This is a genomic window from Falsiruegeria sp. JB4-1, assembly GCF_055693495.1.
Window position 1 is genome coordinate 2,728,632 of the sequence record NZ_JBVFTZ010000001.1, and the last position, 21,172, is coordinate 2,749,803.

Here is a 21,172-nt window from a genome sequence, read left to right on the forward strand (position 1 = left end):
CATGACCGACGGCCCGACCTACGGCTTTGATACGCTGCAGATTCACGCTGGCGCCCGCCCCGATCCGGCAACTGGCGCCCGCCAAACGCCAATCTACCAAACCACCGCATATGTGTTCCGCGATGCTGACCATGCTGCAGCGCTCTTTAACCTGCAAGAAGTTGGCTACATCTATTCGCGCCTGACAAACCCGACAGTGGCCGTTTTGCAGGAGCGAGTTGCAACTCTGGAAGGTGGTGTTGGTGCGGTTTGCTGTTCGTCGGGGCATGCAGCTCAGATCATGGCACTCTTCCCGCTGATGGGCCCGGGGCGAAATGTCGTGGCATCGACCCGCCTGTATGGAGGCACTGTCACCCAGTTCAGTCAGACCATCAAACGCTTTGGCTGGTCCGCCAAGTTCGTCGATTTCGACGACCCCAAGGCGGTGGCCGATGCCATCGACGAAGACACACGTGCGGTCTTTGGTGAATCCATCGCCAACCCGGGTGGCTATGTGACCGACATTCGTTCAATTGCAGATGTAGCAGATGCTGCGGGCATTCCGTTGATCATCGACAACACATCGGCCACTCCGTACCTGTGCCGCCCGATTGACCAGGGCGCGACCCTGGTGGTCCATTCGACGACCAAATACCTCACTGGCAATGGCACCGTCACAGGTGGCTGCGTTGTAGACAGCGGCACATTCGATTGGTCGGCCAGCGACAAGTTCCCCTCGCTCAGTGAACCAGAACCGGCTTATCACGGTTTGCGTTTTCACGAGACGTTTGGCGGCTTGGCCTATACTTTCCATGGTATTGCAATCGGCCTGCGCGATCTGGGTATGACCATGAACCCACAGGCCGCGCATTACACGCTGATGGGCATCGAGACCCTGTCGCTTCGTATGCAGCGCCATGTGGAAAACGCCGAGAAAGTTGCGGGCTGGCTCGAGGCGGACGACCGCGTTGATTACGTGACGTATGCGGGTCTGCCATCCTCGCCCTATCATGACCGCGCGCAGCAGCATTATCCGCGCGGCGCCGGTGGTCTGTTCACTTTTGCGGTCAAGGGTGGCTACGACGCCTGCGTCAAGCTGGTCAACACTCTGGAAATTTTCAGCCACGTGGCAAACCTCGGCGACGCACGTTCGCTCATCATCCACTCGGCATCCACCACGCACCGGCAGTTGACCCCAGAACAACAAGAAGCCGCAGGTGCCGGCCCCGGTGTCGTTCGCGTGTCCATCGGCATTGAGGACGCAGATGATCTGATTGCTGATCTGGACAAAGCATTGTCTGCGGCCTGCAGCTGACAACAGTGTCCTGATGACATCAAAAAAAACGCCCCATCAAGCGATTGATGGGGCGTTTTTCTTACAGCAATTGTGTACCTTGGCGATCCGGTAGCCGAAACCAAACACATCGCGTCTTGCTCGGACCTCAGTCCTTGATCGCGAAAACCATCGAAACCGTTGATTGATAGCTGACTTCGCCCGCAGCGATCGGCACGCTTTCGGCGTCCATGGCCGCAAATTTCGCCGTTGCACTGCGTGCATGTGGGCGCCCGCTGTTTTCGGACATGCTCTGCACCTCACCGAGTTCAATACCCGCTGCCATTGCAAGTTGCGACGCCTTGTCCATGGCATCCTTAACTGCATCTGCGCGTGCCTTTTCGATCAAAGGCTCGGGATTTTGCACCGAGAAGTTCAAGCCCTGAAACTCATTTGCCCCATCGGCGACAACTTCGCCCAGGATATCTCCGATCTTGGCCATATCTTTGATCCGCACAGCCAGAACATTTGTCGCGGAAAAGCCGGTGATTTCATTCATTGCATGACCTGTGGCCTTGTCGACCTTCTGCGTCCACACAGGGTTGAGCGACAGTTGTTGCGTTTGAATATCACGATCTTCCACGCCTTGTGCCTTCAAACGCGCGATTACATCTGACAGCGCCTGTGACGTCATGGCCATAGCCTCGTTAGCGGTTTCGGCTTCATGAGTGACGCCCAGGCTAATCATCGCCTGATCCGGTACCGCTTCGACCTGTGCTTGCCCAGTGACGGAAATCGTGCGGCGCTGCTCTTCGGCTTGCGCAAGGCTTGCTGCGGCGGCCATCAGCGCGGCTACAAGAAAAACAAGTGTCTTCAAAGAACTTCTCCTGTTGGTTCATGTATCAGATCGTATGCGTTCCTTCGCCCAACAAGGGGGAATATCTGTCTTTTTCTTTCCCTCGGCGAATGTCTGCTTTAAGGTCGTCGCGCGGGTGTTCATACACCTGCAGATTGCTTGGGATGGTACGACCGCAACATGAAACCCGCATTTGCGCTTTCTTTGTCGTTCGAGGGGATTTCTCTGCTGCACCGCGCCGCCGGTGGATGGCGGCTGGTTGGTGATGTTGATATCAACAAAGCCGATTTTCTTCAGGATCTGTCAAAGTTACGAGACAAAGCCCTCTTGCTGTCTCCCGAAGGGGTCAGCTGCAAGCTCATTCTGCCTAACGACCAGATACGATACCTGACCGTTAACACGGGCTCGTTCGAGGGTGAAACACGCGACGGCATCATTCAAAGCGCGGTGGCTGAAGCGACCCCTTACCAGCTTGCTGATCTGGCATTTGATACCTCTCCAGAAAGTCATCTAACGCATATCGCGGTCGTTGCTCGTGAGACTTTGTCCGAAGCTGAAGAGTTTGCCGCTGGAAACGGCTTCGACCCGGTTAGCTTCGTGGCAATTCCCGGCGAAAACGACTTTTTGGGTGAACCGTTTTTCGGATCTACACGGGCTTACAGCGGATCAACCGGAGCAGACGCCGTCGAACCGGACGGAATTGCAGTGGTTATTATCGGCCCGGCAGAATTCCCCGAAGTCGAAGATGTTTCCGAACCCGTTCCTGATGACCCCGAAGCTGAAGCGTCGACCGCGCCCGATGGGTCACCATCGACAGGCAAGGGCGCCGCGGAGACGGATTCGGCCCCGACCGTCGGTTTTGCCAGCCGACGCGCCAACAAAACACCCGCGACAGACCAATCGACCACCCAAGTGCACGCGGCAGAGCTCGTTGAATCTTCAACACATGAGAGCCCGGCATTCAGCACGTCGCGCGTTGTACCCTTGGCGCCTTCCAAAACACAGGCACGGATTCCACCTGCCCCCAAAGCGGCAGAGCCGACCACAGCCGAACCACCCGCCGTTGCGATTGCTGAGACAGAGCCAGTAGCGGCGTTTACTGCCCCGCGCCTTCCTGGACAAGACAGCGAGATCCGAAAAACAACGGATGACGATATTTGGGGCGCGCGATGCCGCAATCGGCGGCAAACCGCGTTTTCTTGGTCTGCTGCTGACTGTAGCACTAGTTCTGGTTTTGGCCGCCGTCGCAACTTGGGCCAGTTGGACTTCTGGTTTTGGATTGTTTGACCCTGAAACAGACAATGCACCTTCCACTTCGTCTCCACCACAGGTTCCATTGGATCCGGTGCAGCCTTTGGCTCCAGATGATGAGCCACAGGCAGTTCCGGCAGAAAATGCTCCGCAATCACCGGGAACGGTCCAAGACAATACAAACACTGAAGAGCAACTGGCGAACCTGCCACCCGGTGTTTCCGACACCGGACTAACCGGTACGGACAGCGCAATTTTGGACGCACTGCGTGTTGACCCGGAAACCGTCGAAACGATCACCCCGGAAGAGCCTGCTGAATCAACGGGCGCATCGGACGCTCTTTCGCAGATCAGCCCTGAAACCCGTTATGCCGTTACCGGCATCTGGGACAGCGCGCCGGTAGAGCCAACGACGCCTTCGATCATTGATCTGGATGACCTTTACGTAGCATCAATTGATCGCACCGATTTGTCTCAGGATGCGGTCGCATTGCCGTCGCCGATCTCGTTCGATACGGATCTGGGCGTTTCGCTGACCAGTTCCCCCGTCGCACCCGGGTCGAACTTTGCCCTCAATGAGCGGGGCCTTGTAGAGCCAACCGTCGAGGGCACCCTAAACCCAGGGGGTGTTGTGGTTTATCTCGGGCGCCCTGCCCGTGTTCCACCAGCCGTCCCTGTCCGGTTTGAAACCGCCCCTGAAACGGATGAGGCCCAAGAGCGTCTGGCTAGTAAACGCCCACGTTTGCGACCAGGTAACCTGGTTGAACAGGCAGAGCGCAGCCAACTGGGCGGGCGCAGCCGCGAGGAACTGGCTGGCGTCAGACCGAAACTACGACCGTTTACAGAAAAAGAAGAAGCAGAAGAAGATCAAACCCCAACAGCGCTTGCCGTTGTTCAAACGAAACGGCCCAAACTGCGGCCACAAAATATCGCGGCCACTGCAACACGCCGCACGGCCAATCTTGGGTCAGCTGCTAATATCGATCGAAACGGTTCGCGGTCTGAACAGGTTGGAAGCATTGCCCCACGCACCGTCAAGCCCAAGGCTCCTTCACCAGCGTCAGTGGCGCGGCAAGCAACAATGAACAATGCCATAAACCTTCGCAGGGTGAATCTGATTGGCGTCTATGGCACCCCTTCCAATCGCCGCGCGTTGGTGCGCCTGCCCAGCGGGCGTTACAAAAAAGTTAAAGTCGGTGACAGAGTGGACGGCGGGCGTGTCGTTGCGATTGGTGACAGCGAGTTACGCTACCAAAAAGGCGGTCGTAACATGACGCTGAAGATCCCAAGCGGTTGATGGCGTATCCAAACGAACGTTTACTGCTCACCTAGCTCGGAGAACTCCCGCACCCGAGCGATCCACCACCAACCGCCGAGCGTAGCGAGGCACTGGCTCAACGGGAGGAGACGTCCCGACAGGGGCGTCAACGACGGGCGGGAGTTTCCCCGACAAGTTCCCCCTTCATGCACAAAAAAACCGCCACCCGCTGCGAAACAGGTGACGGCCAGTCTGGAAGGGCCGGATCGCCCGACCACATCCGATCCAATTATTCTGCGGCAGTGATCTCGCCGCTTTCGATCTGCTCACGCTCGATCGATTCAAACAGGGCTTTGAAGTTGCCCTCGCCAAAGCCGTCATCCCCCTTGCGCTGGATGAACTCGAAGAAGATCGGCCCAATTACGGTTTTCGAAAAAATTTGCAGCAGGATCTTGGTCTCTCCACCATCGACGACACCTTCACCGTCAATCAGGATCCCGTGTTTCATCATCTGGTCCTTGGGCTCGTCATGGCCTGCAACACGGTCGTAAGACATGTCATAGTAGGCTTCGTTGGGGCCTGGCATGAATTTTAGCCCCTTGTCTGCAATCGCGTCAGTGCTGGCATAGATATCGTCCGATCCTACGGCGATATGCTGAATGCCCTCGCCTTTGTATTTCTTCAGGTACGACACAATCTGACCGGATTCACCGCGATCTTCGTTGATTGGGATACGGATGCGCCCACAAGGTGAGGTCAGCGCGCGGCTCAACAGACCGGTGAACTTGCCCTGAATGTCAAAGAAGCGGATTTCCTTGAAGTTGAACAGATCACCATAAAACCCGAACCACTTGTCCATGTTGCCCTTGAACACATTGTGAGTCAGGTGATCGAGGTAATAAAACCCGTCGCCGCGCGGCTTGGACTGGGTCTCCCAGTCGAATTCCTCGTTATAGGGCGACGTGTCATAGTACTGGTCGATGAAGTAGATCAGTGAACCGCCAATGCCTTTGATCGCAGGCACATCAATGGTCTTGTCGTCGGTGTCATAGGGCTCGGCCCCTTTAGAAACCGCATGCTCGTACGCCTTCTGCGCATCTACAACGCGCCAACCCATGGCCGGGGCACAGGGGCCGTGCTCTTCGACAAAGCGTGCAGCAAAGCTGTTTGGTTCGGCGTTCAGTATGTAAGTGACATCCCCCTGCTGCCACAGTTCGACGTTCTTTGTCTTGTGGCGGCCTGTCAGAGCATACCCCATGCGCGCGAACAGATCGCGCAGTTCTTGAGGTTCGGGATGGGCAAACTCGACAAACTCGAAACCGTCGGTCCCAGCTGGGTTTTCTTCGCTGATCACGGACTTGGGGGCATTGTGCGGGAACGGACCCATGGCGCATCTCCTGGCAAAAATGAGGTGTTGATACCAAAATAACCCATGCACGGCACGGCGTTTGCGCGTATTATACCAAGAATTTACAAAAACATGCGTGCTTCCCGCATTCATGTCAAACAACACAGGAATACTCCGCACGTGCTGGACGAAACCGACAATCGACTGCTGGCAGCCCTGCAGAAGGATGCGCACCTGACCGCGCAACAATTGGGCGAGATGTTGAACCTGTCTCCAAGCCAGGCGGGACGCCGTCGCCAACGGCTCGAGGCCGAAGGATTCATCACCAACTACGCCGCCAAACTGGACCCCGCCCGCCTGGGCCTTCACGTTCAGGGGTTTGTCCAGGTTCACCTCGGCACACATGGACCAGATCAGTCCCAGGCCTTTGCTCGCATGGTGGACACCCGCCCTGAAATTACCAGCGCTTGGACCATGACGGGCGACGCCGATTACCTGCTACACGTGTATTGTGCGGATTTGCCCGCGCTCAACAGCTTGATTCATCAGGTGATCTTGCCGCATCCTGCAGTGGCACGGGTGCAAAGCCAAATAGTCATGGACCAATTGAAACGAGACGCCCCGTTGCCCACTTGAACCGGACCAATTTCCGAAGCAAGTCTAACACAGGATTGACCCACGCATGGAAAGCTTCCTCTACCAAGCCTCGATCTATCTCGCCGCGGCGGTGATTGCGGTACCACTTTCGGCCAGGTTGGGATTGGGATCAGTTTTGGGTTATTTGGCGGCGGGTATCGTCATTGGCCCGGTTTTGGGCCTTGTCGGCGCAGAAACCGAGAATTTACAACACGTTGCCGAGTTCGGCGTGGTCATGATGTTGTTTCTGATCGGTCTGGAACTTGAGCCGCGCGCCCTTTGGGATATGCGAGACAAACTTCTGGGTTTAGGGGGGTTGCAGGTCGGCGTTTCCACCTTGGCGCTGATGGTTGCTGCAATGCTGGCAGGTCATCCTTGGTCAGTATCACTTGCTGTTGGGCTGACGCTGTCTCTGTCGTCTACGGCGATCGTTTTGCAAACTCTTTCTGAAAAGGGTCTTATTCAGACAAACGGTGGGCGAGCAACATTTTCAGTTCTGTTGACGCAGGATATTGCGGTCATCCCAATTCTAGCATTGCTGCCTTTGCTCGCCTTGCCGCAGGTCGCACACATCGAATCCGATGGCTCGATTGAGCGCGCTACAGGTCACGGAGCAGAGGCCGCCCATCACTCGTTGTCATTGGTAGAAGGTCTGCCAGGCTGGGCCGTAACCCTTGTAACCATAGGCGCGGTTGTTTTTGTCATTCTGGCAGGTGTCTACCTGACACGCCCTCTATTCAAGTTTATCCACGCCACCCGCTTGCGTGAGATGTACACCGCATTGGCCTTGATGATCGTGGTGGGAATTTCCTTTCTCATGACGCTGGTTGGGCTCTCGCCCGCATTGGGTGCTTTCCTGGCCGGTGTCGTTCTGGCCAGCTCCGAATTCCGCCACGAACTAGAAAGCGACCTGGAACCGTTCAAAGGCCTGTTTCTTGGGCTGTTCTTCATCACAGTCGGCGCAGGTATCGATTTTGGCTTTTTCTTTCAGGAGCCCTTGGATCTAATCGGGCTGGCATTGCTGGTCATCGCCGCCAAAGGTGCAATTCTCTATGCGGTTGGACGAGCATTCAAACTCAAAGGCCGCGATCATTGGCTGTTTACCCTGGGCCTTGCTCAGGCCGGAGAATTTGGATTCGTCTTGCTGGCGTTTTCGGTTCAGCAAAATGTCATCCCCACGGATCTGTCGCAAAAGCTGTTGCTGATTATCGCTCTGTCGATGCTGATCACGCCCCTGTTGTTCATTGTCTATGACATTCTAAGTCGCAACATGAAGGACAGCACGCCAGAACATGAACCGGACAAGATCGACGAGAAGGGCCCGGTGATCATCGCGGGCATCGGACGCTTTGGACAGATTGTGAACCGCCTTGTTCTGGCTTCAGGGTTCAAAACCATCGTTCTGGATCATGACATCGACACGATCCAGTTGATGCGACGGTTCGGGGTCAAGGGCTTTTTGGGGGACCCCACCCGCCCCGAGCTGCTCAAAGCTGCTGGCGTGGACAAAGCACAGGTGTTGGTCGCCGCCATGGATCAGCGCGATCAGGTGACCAAACTGGTGGCTTATACCCGACGTGTGCGCCCCGACATCCACATCATTGCCCGAGCAGCAGACCGCAATCATGTCTATGAGCTTTATCAGGCCGGTGCAGACGATATTGTACGCGAAACCTTCGACGCCTCGTTGCGAGCCGGGCGTTACGTTCTCGAGAATATCGGTTTGAGCGAATACGAGGCTGCCGCAGCTGAAAAGACGTTTTACCACCATGATCGGGACACTGTCCGCGAATTGGCAGAACTGTGGATACCCGGCACACCGACAGCCGAAAACAAAGCCTATATCGAACGGGCACAGGAACTGGAGAAAGATCTGGAAACCGCACTCCTCGAACTGGCCGAGGAGCACGCCAAGAGATCCGCCTGAGCGGTTAGCCGTCGGAAACTCCCGCTTCAGCAAATGTTGCCATGCCTGAGTGGCAGGCCACTGCGCTTTTGATGATGTTGATCGCCAAGGCGCCTCCAGACGCCTCACCCAGGCGCAGACCCAGTGACAACAGCGGGTCCTTACCCAGGTGCTCCAGCAAGGTTCCATGTGCACCTTCGGCGCTTTGGTGCCCTGCAACAGCGTGATCCAAAGCGCCGCCTGCGATCTTGGCCAGACAGGCCGCTGCCGCGCAACAAATGAACCCGTCCAAAACAACTGGAATGCGCAGCACGCGCGCTGCAGCAATCGCGCCAGCCATTGCCGCTATCTCACGCCCACCCAGCCGTTGCAGCACCTCCAGCCCATCATCCGAGCCGTGCAGCGCCACGCCTTCAGCCACAACGCGGGTCTTGTTGGCAAGACCCGCATCATCCACACCGGTACCGCGCCCGGTCCAGTCACCAGCCTCGCCACCAAAGAGCGCGCAGCTGATGGCTGCTGCCGGGGTGGTGTTGCCTATTCCCATTTCGCCTACTACCAGCAAGTCAGAGTTGGGATCGACCGCATTCCAGCCGGTCTGCAAAGCGGAAAGCAGTTCGTCCACGCTCATCGCGGGACCTTGGGTGAAATCCACGGTTGGATTATCCAAGTCGAGCGCATGGACATCCATCTTGGCACCCGCCGCTTTGGCCAGTTGATTGATCGCTGCCCCTCCGTGTTGGAAGTTCGCAACCATCTGCACGGTCACTTCCGGCGGGAAGGCTGAAACGCCCTGCGCCGTTACCCCATGATTGCCTGCGAACACGATGACCTGAGGCGCCTGGATGCTGGGCCGCGCATCCCCGCGCCAGCCGCCATACCAGATCGCCAGGTCCTCGAGCCGTCCCAAGGCGCCCGGGGGTTTGGTCAATTGACCGTTGCGCTCTTGCGCTCCTGCCGTCGCGACCGCGTCCGGGCCGGGGGCCGCCGCCAATTGCGAGCGAAAAGTCGAGAGGTCGGTGAGTTGGGGCAGCATATAAAGCCTCGTTGCATCTGAGTGGTCACATGTGTTTAACCAATGCACCCCGTGTCACAAGACCCCGAAAGGACAGGACGTGCACAAAAACGACACTTCTGCCTCTTGGGTCTGGGATATTCCTCTTGCTGTGGTCCTACTGACGCGCCTTCCGCTGCCGCGCCTGCCCGAACATGTCTTTGCGCGTCAGGCTGCAAGTGCCTGGGCATTTCCTGTAGTTGGCCTGATCGTTGGCGGGTTGGCGTGCTGTGTTGGCTCAACTCTGCTGTACCTTGGCCTGCCACCGACCGCCGTAGCCGGTGTCATGCTGGCGGTACTGATCATGACCACTGGTGCCATGCATGAAGACGGGCTGGCGGACACAGCAGACGGGCTTTGGGGCGGGTTCACGCGTGAGCGGCGGTTGGAAATCATGAAGGACAGCCACATCGGCACCTACGGCGTGCTGGCATTGATTGTGGTGCAACTGCTGAGGTTTACGGCCCTTACAGGGCTGATCGCCAGCGGCGCGCTTTGGGCGGCTCTCTTTGCGCCGATCTGGTCTCGGGCCTTGATGCCAGTACTGATGACCACCCTGCCCAATGCCCGTGGGTCGGGGTTGAGCCAAAGTGTTGGTGCCCCATCCGCAGTGACAAGCATGATCGGCGTTTTGGTGCCTCTGGTGATTGGTTTACTCGGACTCGGCTGGCTAATACTGATGCCGGCGATCGTCGCAGCAGTGAGTGTCTTTATCCTGGCACTGGTTGCCCGCACGAAGATCGGCGGCCAGACCGGCGATATACTGGGCGCCAGTCAACAAATCGCTGAGGTTTCAGTGCTATTGGCCCTACTTGCCATAGTGTGACTATCCGATCAGTTCTGTTTGCTGAGGCATCACTCCAAAAGCTCTCCCGCTCGTCGTCAATTTTTCTAATGAAAAACCTCCTCCCGTTGGGCCGTGCCTCGCTGCGCTCGGCGGTTGGCGCATTTGATGAAACAGGTGCCCCAAGCGGGACCGCGTCGGGCTTTGCCCGGCGCCCGGCCCAAAGCCGCCAGCGGTGCTGGCGAAGCCAGGATCGCTCGGGTGCGGGAGCGCCCCCGGCCCTAGCTCACACCACCGGTTTCGATGTTGAGCAAACCGCCGCAATGCTTGCAATGCACAGCATCCGGGTCATGACGAAACAGGCCACACTTACGGCATTTGTGACGCACTTTCTGCGGCATGAAGATCGCTTGAGCCAGCCGGACAAACAATGCCACACCGACAACCATGATGAAGACAGAAAAGAGCTTTCCCCCGGCGTTTGAAACGTGATGTCGCCAAACCCGGTCGTCGTCAGTGTCGCCATCGTGAAATACAGCGCGTCGATATAGGGCGTCTGACTTGCCTCTTGATCGATAAAAAACACAAAAACGGCCGTGGACGTCGCAAAAACAAATACCATCAGATTGATCGCCGCGATCACCGCATCCTCATGCGTTCGAAAAAAGTCGCTGTCCCGTCGCAAATCTCGCAGCAGGTGATACGAGTGGATCAAACGAAGTCCACGCAAAATACGCAAAAAGGCAAGGCTCTCGGTCAAATATGGATCAAGGATCAGTGAGAGGATCACCACAATGTCCGCCAGCGTGTAAATCTGCAGGAGAAACTTTTTTCGGTCTCTGGAAATCCAAAGCCGAGCGCTGAAATCCAAAAGAATGATCAACCCTACGAATTGGCTGATTGAGGTCAGCATCGGCCCATGGGTCTTATGCGCTGTTCCGACAAAGAAGACGATCGTGGCGAGATCGAACACGATGAGGCAATAGCGAAACCATCGCGGCACCGTGCCGGAGCCCAAGTACAGCCCACGAACCTGCTTTTTCAATGCCCTCATGCGTCGCTCTCCCCTGCAGATTATCTAAGCGCAAAGGGGGCTTGGGGCGCAAGACGCGCCCCCGATTTTGTTAACAACATGTGCCACACTTCCCTAGCGAGGGTTGGCTTTGGCCAGTCCCAAGATAGGTCTGGTCCGACAAGTAGAAGTCAGTGAAAGCCTGTTCAAAATCCTCGGCCACGGTTTTGGCGGGCAATCCGGTGTGATCCAACGCCTGCTGCCAAGCTTTCACCTTCGGCAACCCACTCAGGAAGTCATGTCCCGTGTGTTTTGTGATAATCCGCGCCCGATCCAGCAAGGGCAGCCAAGCTAGGTCGACGTTCCCGAGAGTTGCGCCGTTAAAGAATGGCCCATCACCCAGTTCCCTCTCGGCTCGGGCAAAAGCCTTGGACAGGTTGGCGCTGCGGTCCACAAATGTATCCTTATCCGCGCTGCGCATCGCCCCACATTGCACTAGGTAATGTTTCGAAGCCTGATAACTCCACGCGCGGTTTCTCGCGCGTGTCACTGCGGTCAGATCAGCCTCTAGTGGCGGCGCGATCTCGTCGATGTATTCCGAAATTGCATCAGATTCGAAGATCGGTTCACCCTGTTCCGTGATCAAAACCGGTACCTGCCCATTGGGCGAGATGTCCAGAAACCACTGCGGTTTGTCGCTGAGCGAGATGTAGTCGACCTTATAAGGGATGTTTCGCGCCTCAAGCATGGCGGTCACACGTTGCACAAAGGGGCAGATCTTGAAGCTTACGATTTTGATCATTGGAGGTGTCCTTATCTTTCCAACTTCGTTCATTCCTGAAGACGAAGCAGATCGAAAAAAGACGACATTTAGATCAACATTTCTTGCAACTGCCTGATTTTAATTCATAATCTGACACCCCACCCCGCGAGTCAAAGCTCAAACGGCAGCAATCTTCGAACAGTGTACGCAGATGTCTGCGCCCTGTTTGCACTTTCGACTTGAGAGTCGAATAGGGGACGGCTCGGGCGGTGGCATAGTCTTTTTGTGACTGACCGTGAAGGTCAACAGCGGTCAGGACTTCGGCATATTCACTGGGCAATGCACGAACCATTGGCGCGATACAATCGGCCAGATCATCCCGCGCCGTGGCCGGATCCGGGTTCTGGTACCACAGGTCGCCAACCTGCAATTCCGCATCTCGCCCAGCCTTGCGATAATAATCAATAACCACATTGCGAGCGATCTGATAAATCCAGGCCCGCAACTTGGTGTCTTCGCGCAATTCGAACAAGTGCCTGTGGGTTCGGATCATGATCTCTTGCAACAGATCCTCGACATCATCCGGGTCGTTGATACGTGCGCGTAGAAAACCACGCAACGCTTGCCCATATTCACGCCAAATCTGATCGAGATCAGACATCATCGCCTCCTCAAACAAAGAGAGCCGCCCCTAAGGTGGGACGGCTCTTTTCGTTGTTCAATACCAAATCAGGCGGCGCGCGACATCAGCACTTCGTCAACCTGCTTTGCGGCCTGAATCTCGTCGCCGCTGCGGCAACAGCTGCCACTTCGCGGGTCAGACGTTCCAGAGCGGCCTCATAAAGCTGACGCTCTGAGTAGCTTTGCTCGCGTTGATCGTCGGTGCGATGCAGGTCGCGCACCACTTCGGCGATGGCGATCAGATCGCCCGAGTTGATTTTCTGTTCGTATTCCTGCGCGCGGCGCGACCACATGGCGCGTTTGACCTTGGCCTTGCCCTTGAGCGTCCTCATCGCCTGATTGATGACATCAGGCGAGCTGAGGCCCCGCATGCCGATTTCGGTTGCTTTGTTGGTGGGCACCCGCAGGGTCATCTTGTCCTTCTCAAAGGACACCACAAACAGTTCAAGCGCGTAGCCAGCGACTTCCTGCTCTTCGATTGAGATGATCTGGCCGACACCATGCGCCGGATAGACCACATAGTCGTTGGGGCGGAAATCGAGCTTTTCGACTTGGTCATACAGGTCTTTCCTTGCTGCGAACGGGACATTGGGCGACAAAAAAACCACAAGCGGGGAATGCGTTTCCCCGACAGGCGGTTAAATGTTCGTAAACTCTATAGCTCCAACACGAGCATCTGAGTGGAGCACATCCCGATCGTTGACATCATTTGAACAGAGAACGTAACACAAAAAACAGGAAACTGGAAGCCGACGGTGGGTCAACTTCCACTTTATTTCTTGTTTTCAGCGCCTTACCTACACTCATTCGACATACAGAATGTCAAAAAGGTGCGAATCGCTTACCCAATTAAGGTTAACCACCTTCACCGGGTGTTTCAGAGAAGTACTTCTCCATCTTGTCCGTCTCTCCGTCGCGTTCTTCGGCTTCGGGAAGCTGGTCCTTCTTCGTGACGATCACAGGCCACAATTCGGCGTATTTGCGGTTCATCTCGACCCATTTGTCCATATCAGGTTCAGTGTCCGGGCGAATGGCGTCGGCGGGGCATTCGGGTTCACACACACCACAGTCGATGCATTCATCGGGATGGATGACCAGCATATTCTCGCCCTCGTAGAAACAATCCACGGGGCAGACCTCGACGCAGTCGGTGTATTTGCAAGCGATGCAATTGTCGGTGACGATGTAGGTCATGTGCAGCTTTCCGGTTTCGTCTGTTGCGGGTCTAGCTAAATCAGAGCGCGCCCATCTTCAAGGGATCATTCGGGGTCGAACGGGTTGGAAAGGTCAAGCGCCCTGCGATCCCGCTTGGATGGACGACCTTTTCCCTCATATTTGGGATTGGCAGGAGGTTTTTCCTGTTTCGGCGTCAAATCCGCATACAGCGTTTGCGCTTCAGGTGCTGGGCCACGGCGCTCGCCAAGTCCTTCGATGCGAACCACGCGCACGATTTTGGCCTGAGGAAAGGTCAGAACGTCGCCGGGGCTCACACCAAAAGACGGTTTGAGTACCCGGTTTCCGTTCACACGCACGTGCCCACCGCTGACCTGTTTGGCCGACAGAGAGCGGGTCTTGAAGAACCGCGCCTGCCAGAGCCATTTATCGATCCGCAGTTTTGCGGCGGGTGTGTCGTTCAAGGCTTACTTGCCCTCTTTCAGCCCCATCAGCGCCGCTGCAAAGGGGTTGTCGGGGTCGATCTGTTTTTCACGGCGCGGGGGACGCGACGAGAAGGTCTTGGCGCCTTGCGGCTTGCCACCCTTCTTACCCGGGTTACCGCGGCCACCGTCCTGCGGCTTGCCACGGGGTTTGCCTTTGCCCTGACCACGACCTTCGCCACGGCCTTGTGCGTTTTGACCATCCCGGCGCGGACCACGCCCACCCTGACGGGCACGGCCACCCCAAGTGAAGGTGTAGAACACTTCGACCTCAGGTTCTGCGGGGTCCGCAGGTGTCTCAGTGGCGGGAGCCTCGGCTACCGCCTCGGCGATCTCGGCGGCCTCGGCTGGCGCCTCGGCGGTTGCGACTTCTACCTCGGTCTCGGGTGCAGCTTCCGTAGGTGCCTCTACCTCTGCTGGTACTTCAGCACTTTGATCCTCAGTCGGAGCGGGGTCCGCAGGTACCTTGACCTTGGGTCGTTCACCCTTTTCGGCCTTGTAACCCAGACCACCCATGAGATCAGCAAACTGATCCAGCGTCATGCCGGTGATCGAAAGCATGTCGGCCTTGGCCTCGAACCCTCCCCGGCTGTCCTCGGACCGCAGCATATCAGCCAGGCGTTCCAGCATATCGATGCGGATCGCCCGTTCACCTGCATTGCGGTATCCGCACATTGTGTCATAGCCCTGCGGCGCATCCGCGACCGTCGGCACAGTGACCAGACCTGGCGGGGGCGATTCGGGAAATTCTTGCAGACCTTGGGTCAACGACCACAGAACCAGACGCAGGCGCGTCGGCGCCGAGCTTCAACAGCAAAGGCATGAAGATGGTGAACTGACCGAAGCGGATGCCGTGCTTGCGCAACCCGCCACGGGCGTCCTGATCCAGTTCCTTGACGTCCTGCGCCACATCTGCACGTGGCAGAACGCCAAGCGCCTCGACCATGCGGAAAGCAAATCCACGGGCCAGGCCATTCAACTCTTCGTCGCGCGACAGGTTCAGCAGCGGCTCAAACAGCGCGGCAACCTTGCGGTCGATGAAATGCTGCAGACGGCGCTGCACCTTCTGTTCCACGTCCGGGCCTGCGGCCTCGTCTACAAACACCTCGACCATGGGCTTGAGCGGCTCCGCACCGGCAACCAGTTTGCCGACAGCGTGCTCGCCCCACATGAGGCCACCCTGTTCGGTAAAATCAATCTCGGTATCGGGCGCGTTATAAAAGCGATCCGCCCGCAGATGGAATTGCGGGGCAAGCGCCTGGAGCGATGCGGATTTCAACGCCTTCGCTTCGGCACCTTGTGCGCTTTTGTCCGGGGAAAACCGGAACCCTTCCAAACGACCGACAAATTCGCCTTCGACGGTCACTTCACCCTTGTCATTCACTTCGGCCAAAAGGGCCTCCTTCTGTTTGAGCTAAGCGCAGCAATACGGAGGTGCGCCGATCCACAAATCTCTGGGTCAGACGCTCGTGCAGAGCGTCAGATACACGGTCTTCTACAGCGCGGGTTTCGTCGCGCCAATGGTTTTCGTCACGCACCCATCCGTTCCGCTGCGCAACATATGTCCAGGTGCGAATATACGCCAGTCGTTTCGACAGCGCATCAATATCACCATGCGTCTTGTCAATTCGGCGGATTTGCCGCGCCATGAAGTCGTCGGGGATATGCCCGCGCTCGTGCAGATGGCCAAAAATAACCTCGAGCAGGCTGGCATGCTCTGCGTGGCTGATGCCGCGAAAGTCGGGGATCTGACAGACATCCCACAAAAGCCGCACACTGTCGCCGCTGCTGGCGCGCGCGGTGACTTCGGCCACCTGGCTCAGCGATTTTAGCGCCTGTAGGTCATCCGCTTCGCGTGCTTTGAGCAGATTTTCACCCTTGGGGCTCTCCTCAAGCGATCGGATCAACGCCTCGATCGAGCCGAACTGTAGCGCCGCATTGCGCCAATTGAGTTTTTTGAGCGGTGTGAATCGGTGATCCATAATCGCCTGCGCCATGCCATCATCCAGCGGGCGCGCCTCGCCTGTCACACCAAAGGTGCCGTCCGACATCCCCCGCCCGGCCCGCCCTGCGATCTGGGCCAGCTCATTGGGGGCCAAGGGACGCATGCGACGGCCGTCGAACTTGGACAGCGCGGAAAAGGCCACGTGATCGACGTCCAAGTTCAGGCCCATGCCAATGGCATCGGTGGCGACCAGATAATCGACCTCGCCATTCTGGTAGAGGTCAACTTGCGCATTCCGGGTGCGCGGGCTGAGCGCGCCCATGACCACAGCCGCCCCACCCTTTTGGCGGCGCAGCAGTTCGGCAATGGCGTACACATTGTCGACGGAAAACCCGACGATGGCACTGCGCGCGGGCATGCGGCTTATTTTCTTGGAACCTGAATAGACCAGCTGTGACATCCGTTCGCGCTGAACAAACTGCGCCTCGGGCACCAGCTCGCGAATGGGCCCGCGCATGGTGTCCGAGCCCATGAACAGCGTCTCGTTTGTGCCGCGCGCACGCAGCAATCGGTCGGTAAAGACATGACCTCGCTCAGGATCGGCGCAAAGCTGGATTTCATCGATGGCCAGAAAATCGGTACCCATGCCTTCGGGCATCGCCTCGACCGTGCAGACCCAATACTGCGTTCGGGGTGGAACGATTCGCTCTTCACCAGTGACCAGTGCCACGACGGACGGCCCGCGAATGGCGACGATCTTGTCATAGACCTCGCGCGCGAGCAGGCGCAGCGGCAGACCGATGATGCCGGTGCGATAGCCCAGCATACGTTCGATCGCATAGTGTGTTTTGCCAGTGTTGGTCGGGCCCAAGACAGCCACGATCCGGGATGACCCGCTCACCATTTGCCCCCTGCCCGACTGCTTCGGGCTTTAGTTTGCCGTCTCAGATGGACTTACCCTTAACGTGGGCCGCCAACCGTGAGACGGCTTTGGATACGTCTTCGTGATGCGGATGTATAGACTGCGCCCGAACATAGGCGTCATAGGCCAATTCGGGCTGATTGATCTGCTCTAGAATATGCCCAAGCCCCAGCATTGCGGTGTAATTGTTGGGGTTCAGCATCAGCGCGCGTTCCAGATCAGTGATCGCAGGGCCAAAGAGGTTGGCATTGTAAAAAGCAGACGCACGCAAATGCCAGCCTTCGGCAAAATCAGGCGCATGATCCGTCAGCGCAGTGAAGTGTTCGATGGCCACGCGATAGTTTTCAGCCTCCATTGCCTCGCGTCCGCGTTTCAGCAGCAGATCAGCCGAGGCAGAGCCTGATTTCGACCACAGCGCCTGCAACTGTCGTTCCAACCGTTTCGCTTCGGTCGGGTCGGCCTGAAGTAACGCTGCCAGTAGCTCGGATTCGTCGTTCAAATCCGCTTCTTGTGCCCATGCCGCAGCGGAAAACATCACGAATGTGACGGTTGCCGCAACGATAGCTTTGAGATTGATGCTTGCAATGCCCATAACAATCATCAGTGTAGCGTGGCGTGCGTGGATGTCCATTCACAGCGCCGTTGTCACAACGATGTTAAATGGAGAGAAACCATGAGCGAACTTCTTGACCAGGCTCTGGCCGGATTGAACGAAAAACTGGGCGGCGGCGGCTTTGACGGGTCGGCCAAATTTGCCATCGCGGATGTGGGCGCAATTGTCCTGGACAGCGACGGCGCGCGCATCAGCGATGATGAGGCGGACGTGACCATGACTGCAGACGCGGACACATTCACTCAGATCTTCTCGGGTGAGCTGAACCCCACTGGTGCGTTCATGTCCGGCAAGCTGACCATCGACGGTGACATGGGCATCGCGATGAAACTGGCCTCGGTGCTAGCCTGATGAGTTTGACGCCTAGCCCCGTTCTTTGATGATGTGGTAAGCGGACCTGCCGGTGGCGCCGCCTGGTGGGTGCACACCTCGGACGATGTGCGCATTCGCGTGGCTGTCTGGCGCACCGAGGGAAGTGCAAAGGGAACCGTTTTGATGTTCCCCGGACGTACCGAATACATAGAAAAATATGGTGAAACAGCGAGCCAGCTGGTGTCGCGCGGCTATACCGTTCTGTCGGTGGACTGGCGTGGTCAGGGATTGGCCGATCGCCTGCTGGATGACCCGCGTGTGGGTCACGTGGGCCACTTCACCGACTACCAGAAAGACATCGCCGCTGTTTTGCGGGTGGCGCGAGAGCAAGAGCTGCCCAAGCCCTGGCACGTCATCGGCCATTCCATGGGCGGCGCGATCACCCTACGCGCGGTGATGGAGGGGATGCCGGTGCAAACCTGCGCCTTTACCGGGCCAATGTGGGGCATCTATTTCTCGCCACTTATGAAGCCGCTGAGCAAGATGACCATGGCGCTGGCGCCCTTGTTCGGGGCCGCGCACAAGAACCCGCCCAGCACGTCGCTGGGCAGCTATGTTCTAGAACAGGAATTCGACGGCAACACTCTGACCCGTGACCCTGCTATGTATCAGATGATGCGTGATCAGTTGAACGCCCACCCCGAGTTGTCATTGGGGGCGCCCTCGATCCATTGGCTCAAGGAATCTGTGACCGAATGCGCCAATCTGGCCGAGCGCGCCTCGCCCGATCTGCCGTGCCTGACCTATCTGGGCACGCATGAGCAGATCGTTGACCGCGACGCCATCCGCGCCCGCATGCCGAACTGGCCACGCGGCCATCTGGTCGAAGTACCCGATGGCGAGCATGAGGTGCTGATGGAGGCACCCGACGTGCGCGGCCCGGTGTTTGACCAGCTTGATCACCTCTTTACCACGGGCGATGCCCGCGCGGCGGCCAAAGCGTAACTTGTGGTCGCCCCACCCCCGCCTTAGATACGGGGGTAAGACAGATTTTCATGAGGTCCCACATGCTCCACCTTCCTTTTCCCGTGCGCGATGCCAATGCTGGCGGCGGATCCGATCCCTTGGGCAACCTGCCCGAATGGGACCTGAGCGATCTTTACACCGGTGATGACGCGCCCGAACTGAAGCGGGATCTGGAGTGGCTGGAAAAAGCCTGTGCCGAGTTTGCCGCCGACTATGAGGGCAAGCTGGCTGATCTGGACGCTGCAGGTCTGCTGGACTGTGTGCTGCGCAACGAAAAGATCAACGCCATCGCCGGGCGCATCATGTCCTATGCGGGCCTGCGCTATTACCAGCTGACCACAGATGCCGAACGCGCCAAGTTCATGTCGGATGCGCAAGAAGCGATCACCAACTACACCACACCACTGGTGTTCTTCACGCTGGAACTGAACCGCATCGACGATGATGTTCTGGCGGCGCATTTTGCAGAAAATGCCGATCTCGCTCGCTATGAACCCGTCTTCCGTCGCATTCGTGCAATGAAACCCTATCAGCTGAGCGACGAGTTGGAACGCTTCATGCACGATCTGGGTATGGTCGGCGACGCGTGGGAGCGGCTCTTTGACGAGACCATCGCAGGCCTCACCTTTGACGTCGACGGTGAAGAGCTGAACATCGAAGGCACGTTGAACCTGTTGACCGAACAGGATCGCTCCAAACGCGAGGCCGCCTCGCGCGAATTGGCCCGCGTCTTTGCTGACAACATCAAGACCTTTGCCCGCGTCCACAACACGCAAGCGAAGGAAAAGGAAATCATCGACCGCTGGCGCGGCATGCCCAGCCCGCAGACCGGCCGTCACCTGTCCAACGACGTGGAACCCGAGGTGGTCGAGGCGCTGCGCGAGGCCGTCGTGGCCGCCTACCCCAAGCTATCGCACCGCTATTATGAGCTGAAACGCAAGTGGCTGGGTCTGGACGTGATGCAGGTCTGGGACCGCAACGCGCCCCTGCCGATGGAAGACACCCGCACCGTTGCCTGGCCCGAGGCCGAAAAGATGGTAATGGACGCCTATTCCGCCTTTGACCCGCGCATGGGGGATCTGGCCGCACCCTTCTTCTCCAAAGGTTGGATCGACGCCGAGGTGAAACCCGGAAAAGCGCCCGGCGCTTTTGCCCACCCTACCGTGACAGACGTGCACCCCTATGTGATGCTGAACTACCTGGGCAAACCGCGTGATGTAATGACCCTGGCGCACGAGCTGGGTCACGGCGTGCATCAGGTGCTGGCTGCCGAACAGGGAGAGATGCTGTCGTCGACCCCACTGACACTGGCCGAGACCGCGTCTGTCTTTGGCGAGATGCTGACCTTCCGCAAGATGCTGGACAAAGCCGAGACCAAGGAACAACGCAAGGTGCTGCTGGCCTAGCAAGGTCGAGGACATGATCAACACGGTCGTCCGCCAGATCGCCTTTTATGACTTCGAATGCAAACTGCACGCTGCACGGGCTGAGGGCGAGCTGACCCCGGATGACATCAATGCCCTGTGGATGAGCGTACAAGCCGAGAGCCTTGGCCCGGCGTTTGAGTTCATGGAAGGGTATGAAACCTTCTGGGCCTACATCCCGCACTTCGTCCACTCGCCATTTTACGTCTATGCCTATGCCTTTGGCGACGGCCTCGTAAATGCGCTCTATTCGGTCTATGCCGACGGCAAGGAAGGCTTCGAAGATCTCTACTTCGACATGCTCCGCGCCGGTGGATCGAAACACCACAAAGAGCTGCTCGCCCCCTTTGGCCTCGACGCCAGCGACCCCACCTTCTGGGACAAGGGCCTGTCGATGATCTCGGGCTTCATCGACGAGCTAGAGGCCATGGAGGACTAACCTCTCGCCAAGTTACAGCACTTAGTTCGCGCCTA

Annotated in this window: 15 protein-coding genes and 4 pseudogenes; 8 read left to right on the forward strand and 11 right to left on the reverse strand. The window is 57.5% G+C overall.

From position 1 onward, the window contains the following. The first annotated feature begins 1 nt into the window (after nucleotide 1). The gene (locus tag ACZ1HE_RS13905; RefSeq protein ID WP_472621681.1) at nucleotides 2-1,294 is read left to right on the forward strand and encodes an O-acetylhomoserine aminocarboxypropyltransferase/cysteine synthase family protein; all 1,293 of its coding nucleotides are present in this window, start codon (nucleotides 2-4) and stop codon (nucleotides 1,292-1,294) included. 127 nt (nucleotides 1,295-1,421) lie between these two features. On the opposite strand, the gene ACZ1HE_RS13910 is transcribed toward ACZ1HE_RS13905, so the two are convergent. Next, a complete protein-coding gene (locus ACZ1HE_RS13910) occupies nucleotides 1,422-2,129 on the reverse strand; it encodes an SIMPL domain-containing protein (RefSeq protein WP_472621683.1) in 708 nt (235 codons plus the stop codon). A gap of 1,126 nt (nucleotides 2,130-3,255) precedes the next feature. Here ACZ1HE_RS13910 and ACZ1HE_RS13915 point away from each other — a divergent pair. After that, entirely contained in the window at nucleotides 3,256-4,656 is a 1,401-nt protein-coding gene (locus ACZ1HE_RS13915; protein WP_472621685.1) for a hypothetical protein, read from the forward strand. Between the two features lie 250 nt (nucleotides 4,657-4,906). Here the strand turns inward: ACZ1HE_RS13915 and hppD are convergent, their stop codons facing one another. After that, a complete protein-coding gene (hppD, locus tag ACZ1HE_RS13920; protein WP_472621687.1) occupies nucleotides 4,907-6,004 on the reverse strand; it encodes a 4-hydroxyphenylpyruvate dioxygenase in 1,098 nt (365 codons plus the stop codon). Nucleotides 6,005-6,145: 141 nt separating this feature from the next. On the opposite strand from hppD, the gene ACZ1HE_RS13925 reads away from it, so the two are divergent. Then, on the forward strand, nucleotides 6,146-6,601 hold the full coding sequence (locus tag ACZ1HE_RS13925; RefSeq protein ID WP_472624483.1) for an Lrp/AsnC family transcriptional regulator: 456 nt from the start codon (nucleotides 6,146-6,148) through the stop codon (nucleotides 6,599-6,601). 46 nt (nucleotides 6,602-6,647) lie between these two features. Further along, on the forward strand, nucleotides 6,648-8,528 hold the full coding sequence (locus ACZ1HE_RS13930; protein ID WP_472621689.1) for a monovalent cation:proton antiporter-2 (CPA2) family protein: 1,881 nt from the start codon (nucleotides 6,648-6,650) through the stop codon (nucleotides 8,526-8,528). A 4-nt stretch (nucleotides 8,529-8,532) separates the two neighbouring features. Here the strand turns inward: ACZ1HE_RS13930 and cobT are convergent, their stop codons facing one another. Next, on the reverse strand, nucleotides 8,533-9,543 hold the full coding sequence (cobT, locus tag ACZ1HE_RS13935; protein ID WP_472621691.1) for a nicotinate-nucleotide--dimethylbenzimidazole phosphoribosyltransferase: 1,011 nt from the start codon (nucleotides 9,541-9,543) through the stop codon (nucleotides 8,533-8,535). Nucleotides 9,544-9,622: 79 nt separating this feature from the next. On the opposite strand from cobT, the gene cobS reads away from it, so the two are divergent. Next, a complete protein-coding gene (gene cobS, locus ACZ1HE_RS13940; RefSeq protein ID WP_472621693.1) occupies nucleotides 9,623-10,387 on the forward strand; it encodes an adenosylcobinamide-GDP ribazoletransferase in 765 nt (254 codons plus the stop codon). A 239-nt stretch (nucleotides 10,388-10,626) separates the two neighbouring features. On the opposite strand, the pseudogene ACZ1HE_RS13945 reads toward cobS, so the two are convergent. The 8 genes and pseudogenes from ACZ1HE_RS13945 to ACZ1HE_RS13980 all read right to left on the reverse strand — a co-directional run bounded on the left by ACZ1HE_RS13945 (nucleotide 10,627) and on the right by ACZ1HE_RS13980 (nucleotide 17,954). Next, nucleotides 10,627-11,399 (reverse strand): annotated as a pseudogene (locus tag ACZ1HE_RS13945) (potassium channel family protein). A 70-nt stretch (nucleotides 11,400-11,469) separates the two neighbouring features. Beyond that, the gene (locus tag ACZ1HE_RS13950) at nucleotides 11,470-12,159 is read right to left on the reverse strand and encodes a glutathione S-transferase family protein (protein WP_472621695.1); all 690 of its coding nucleotides are present in this window, start codon (nucleotides 12,157-12,159) and stop codon (nucleotides 11,470-11,472) included. A gap of 73 nt (nucleotides 12,160-12,232) precedes the next feature. Continuing rightward, nucleotides 12,233-12,781, reverse strand: a complete 549-nt coding sequence (gene sigZ / locus ACZ1HE_RS13955; RefSeq protein ID WP_472621697.1) for an RNA polymerase sigma factor SigZ — start codon at nucleotides 12,779-12,781, stop codon at nucleotides 12,233-12,235. Between the two features lie 68 nt (nucleotides 12,782-12,849). Beyond that, nucleotides 12,850-13,364 (reverse strand): annotated as a pseudogene (locus tag ACZ1HE_RS13960) (CarD family transcriptional regulator). Nucleotides 13,365-13,656: 292 nt separating this feature from the next. After that, nucleotides 13,657-13,995, reverse strand: a complete 339-nt coding sequence (gene fdxA, locus ACZ1HE_RS13965) for a ferredoxin FdxA (protein WP_472621699.1) — start codon at nucleotides 13,993-13,995, stop codon at nucleotides 13,657-13,659. Between the two features lie 65 nt (nucleotides 13,996-14,060). Further along, on the reverse strand, nucleotides 14,061-14,438 hold the full coding sequence (locus ACZ1HE_RS13970; RefSeq protein ID WP_472621701.1) for an RNA-binding S4 domain-containing protein: 378 nt from the start codon (nucleotides 14,436-14,438) through the stop codon (nucleotides 14,061-14,063). Between the two features lie 3 nt (nucleotides 14,439-14,441). Continuing rightward, nucleotides 14,442-17,305: pseudogene (locus tag ACZ1HE_RS13975) on the reverse strand (helicase-related protein). Between the two features lie 40 nt (nucleotides 17,306-17,345). After that, entirely contained in the window at nucleotides 17,346-17,954 is a 609-nt protein-coding gene (locus tag ACZ1HE_RS13980; RefSeq protein ID WP_472621703.1) for a tetratricopeptide repeat protein, read from the reverse strand. Between the two features lie 42 nt (nucleotides 17,955-17,996). Here ACZ1HE_RS13980 and ACZ1HE_RS13985 point away from each other — a divergent pair, with 42 nt between their 5' ends. The 3 genes and pseudogenes from ACZ1HE_RS13985 (at nucleotide 17,997) to ACZ1HE_RS13995 (ending at nucleotide 21,137) form a co-directional block, all read left to right on the forward strand. Then, nucleotides 17,997-18,287 carry an SCP2 sterol-binding domain-containing protein gene (locus ACZ1HE_RS13985; protein WP_108791568.1) on the forward strand — a complete coding sequence of 97 codons (291 nt, stop codon included), beginning with the start codon at nucleotides 17,997-17,999 and terminating at the stop codon, nucleotides 18,285-18,287. A 33-nt stretch (nucleotides 18,288-18,320) separates the two neighbouring features. Next, nucleotides 18,321-19,253 (forward strand): alpha/beta hydrolase, encoded by a 933-nt coding sequence (locus ACZ1HE_RS13990; RefSeq protein ID WP_472621705.1) that lies wholly within the window; start codon nucleotides 18,321-18,323, stop codon nucleotides 19,251-19,253. 62 nt (nucleotides 19,254-19,315) lie between these two features. Then, nucleotides 19,316-21,137, forward strand: a pseudogene (locus ACZ1HE_RS13995) (M3 family oligoendopeptidase). Nucleotides 21,138-21,172: the final 35 nt, after the last annotated feature.

Coding starts and splice junctions, on each gene's coding strand:
- ACZ1HE_RS13930 (WP_472621689.1), top strand. CDS start 6,648: ATGGAAAGCTTCCTCTACCAAGCCTCGATCTATCTCGCCGCGGCGGTG.
- ACZ1HE_RS13980 (WP_472621703.1), bottom strand. CDS start 17,954: ATGGACATCCACGCACGCCACGCTACACTGATGATTGTTATGGGCATT.
- fdxA (WP_472621699.1), bottom strand. CDS start 13,995: ATGACCTACATCGTCACCGACAATTGCATCGCTTGCAAATACACCGAC.
- ACZ1HE_RS13905 (WP_472621681.1), top strand. CDS start 2: ATGACCGACGGCCCGACCTACGGCTTTGATACGCTGCAGATTCACGCT.
- ACZ1HE_RS13950 (WP_472621695.1), bottom strand. CDS start 12,159: ATGATCAAAATCGTAAGCTTCAAGATCTGCCCCTTTGTGCAACGTGTG.
- ACZ1HE_RS13985 (WP_108791568.1), top strand. CDS start 17,997: ATGAGCGAACTTCTTGACCAGGCTCTGGCCGGATTGAACGAAAAACTG.
- sigZ (WP_472621697.1), bottom strand. CDS start 12,781: ATGTCTGATCTCGATCAGATTTGGCGTGAATATGGGCAAGCGTTGCGT.
- cobT (WP_472621691.1), bottom strand. CDS start 9,543: ATGCTGCCCCAACTCACCGACCTCTCGACTTTTCGCTCGCAATTGGCG.
- ACZ1HE_RS13915 (WP_472621685.1), top strand. CDS start 3,256: ATGACGATATTTGGGGCGCGCGATGCCGCAATCGGCGGCAAACCGCGT.
- hppD (WP_472621687.1), bottom strand. CDS start 6,004: ATGGGTCCGTTCCCGCACAATGCCCCCAAGTCCGTGATCAGCGAAGAA.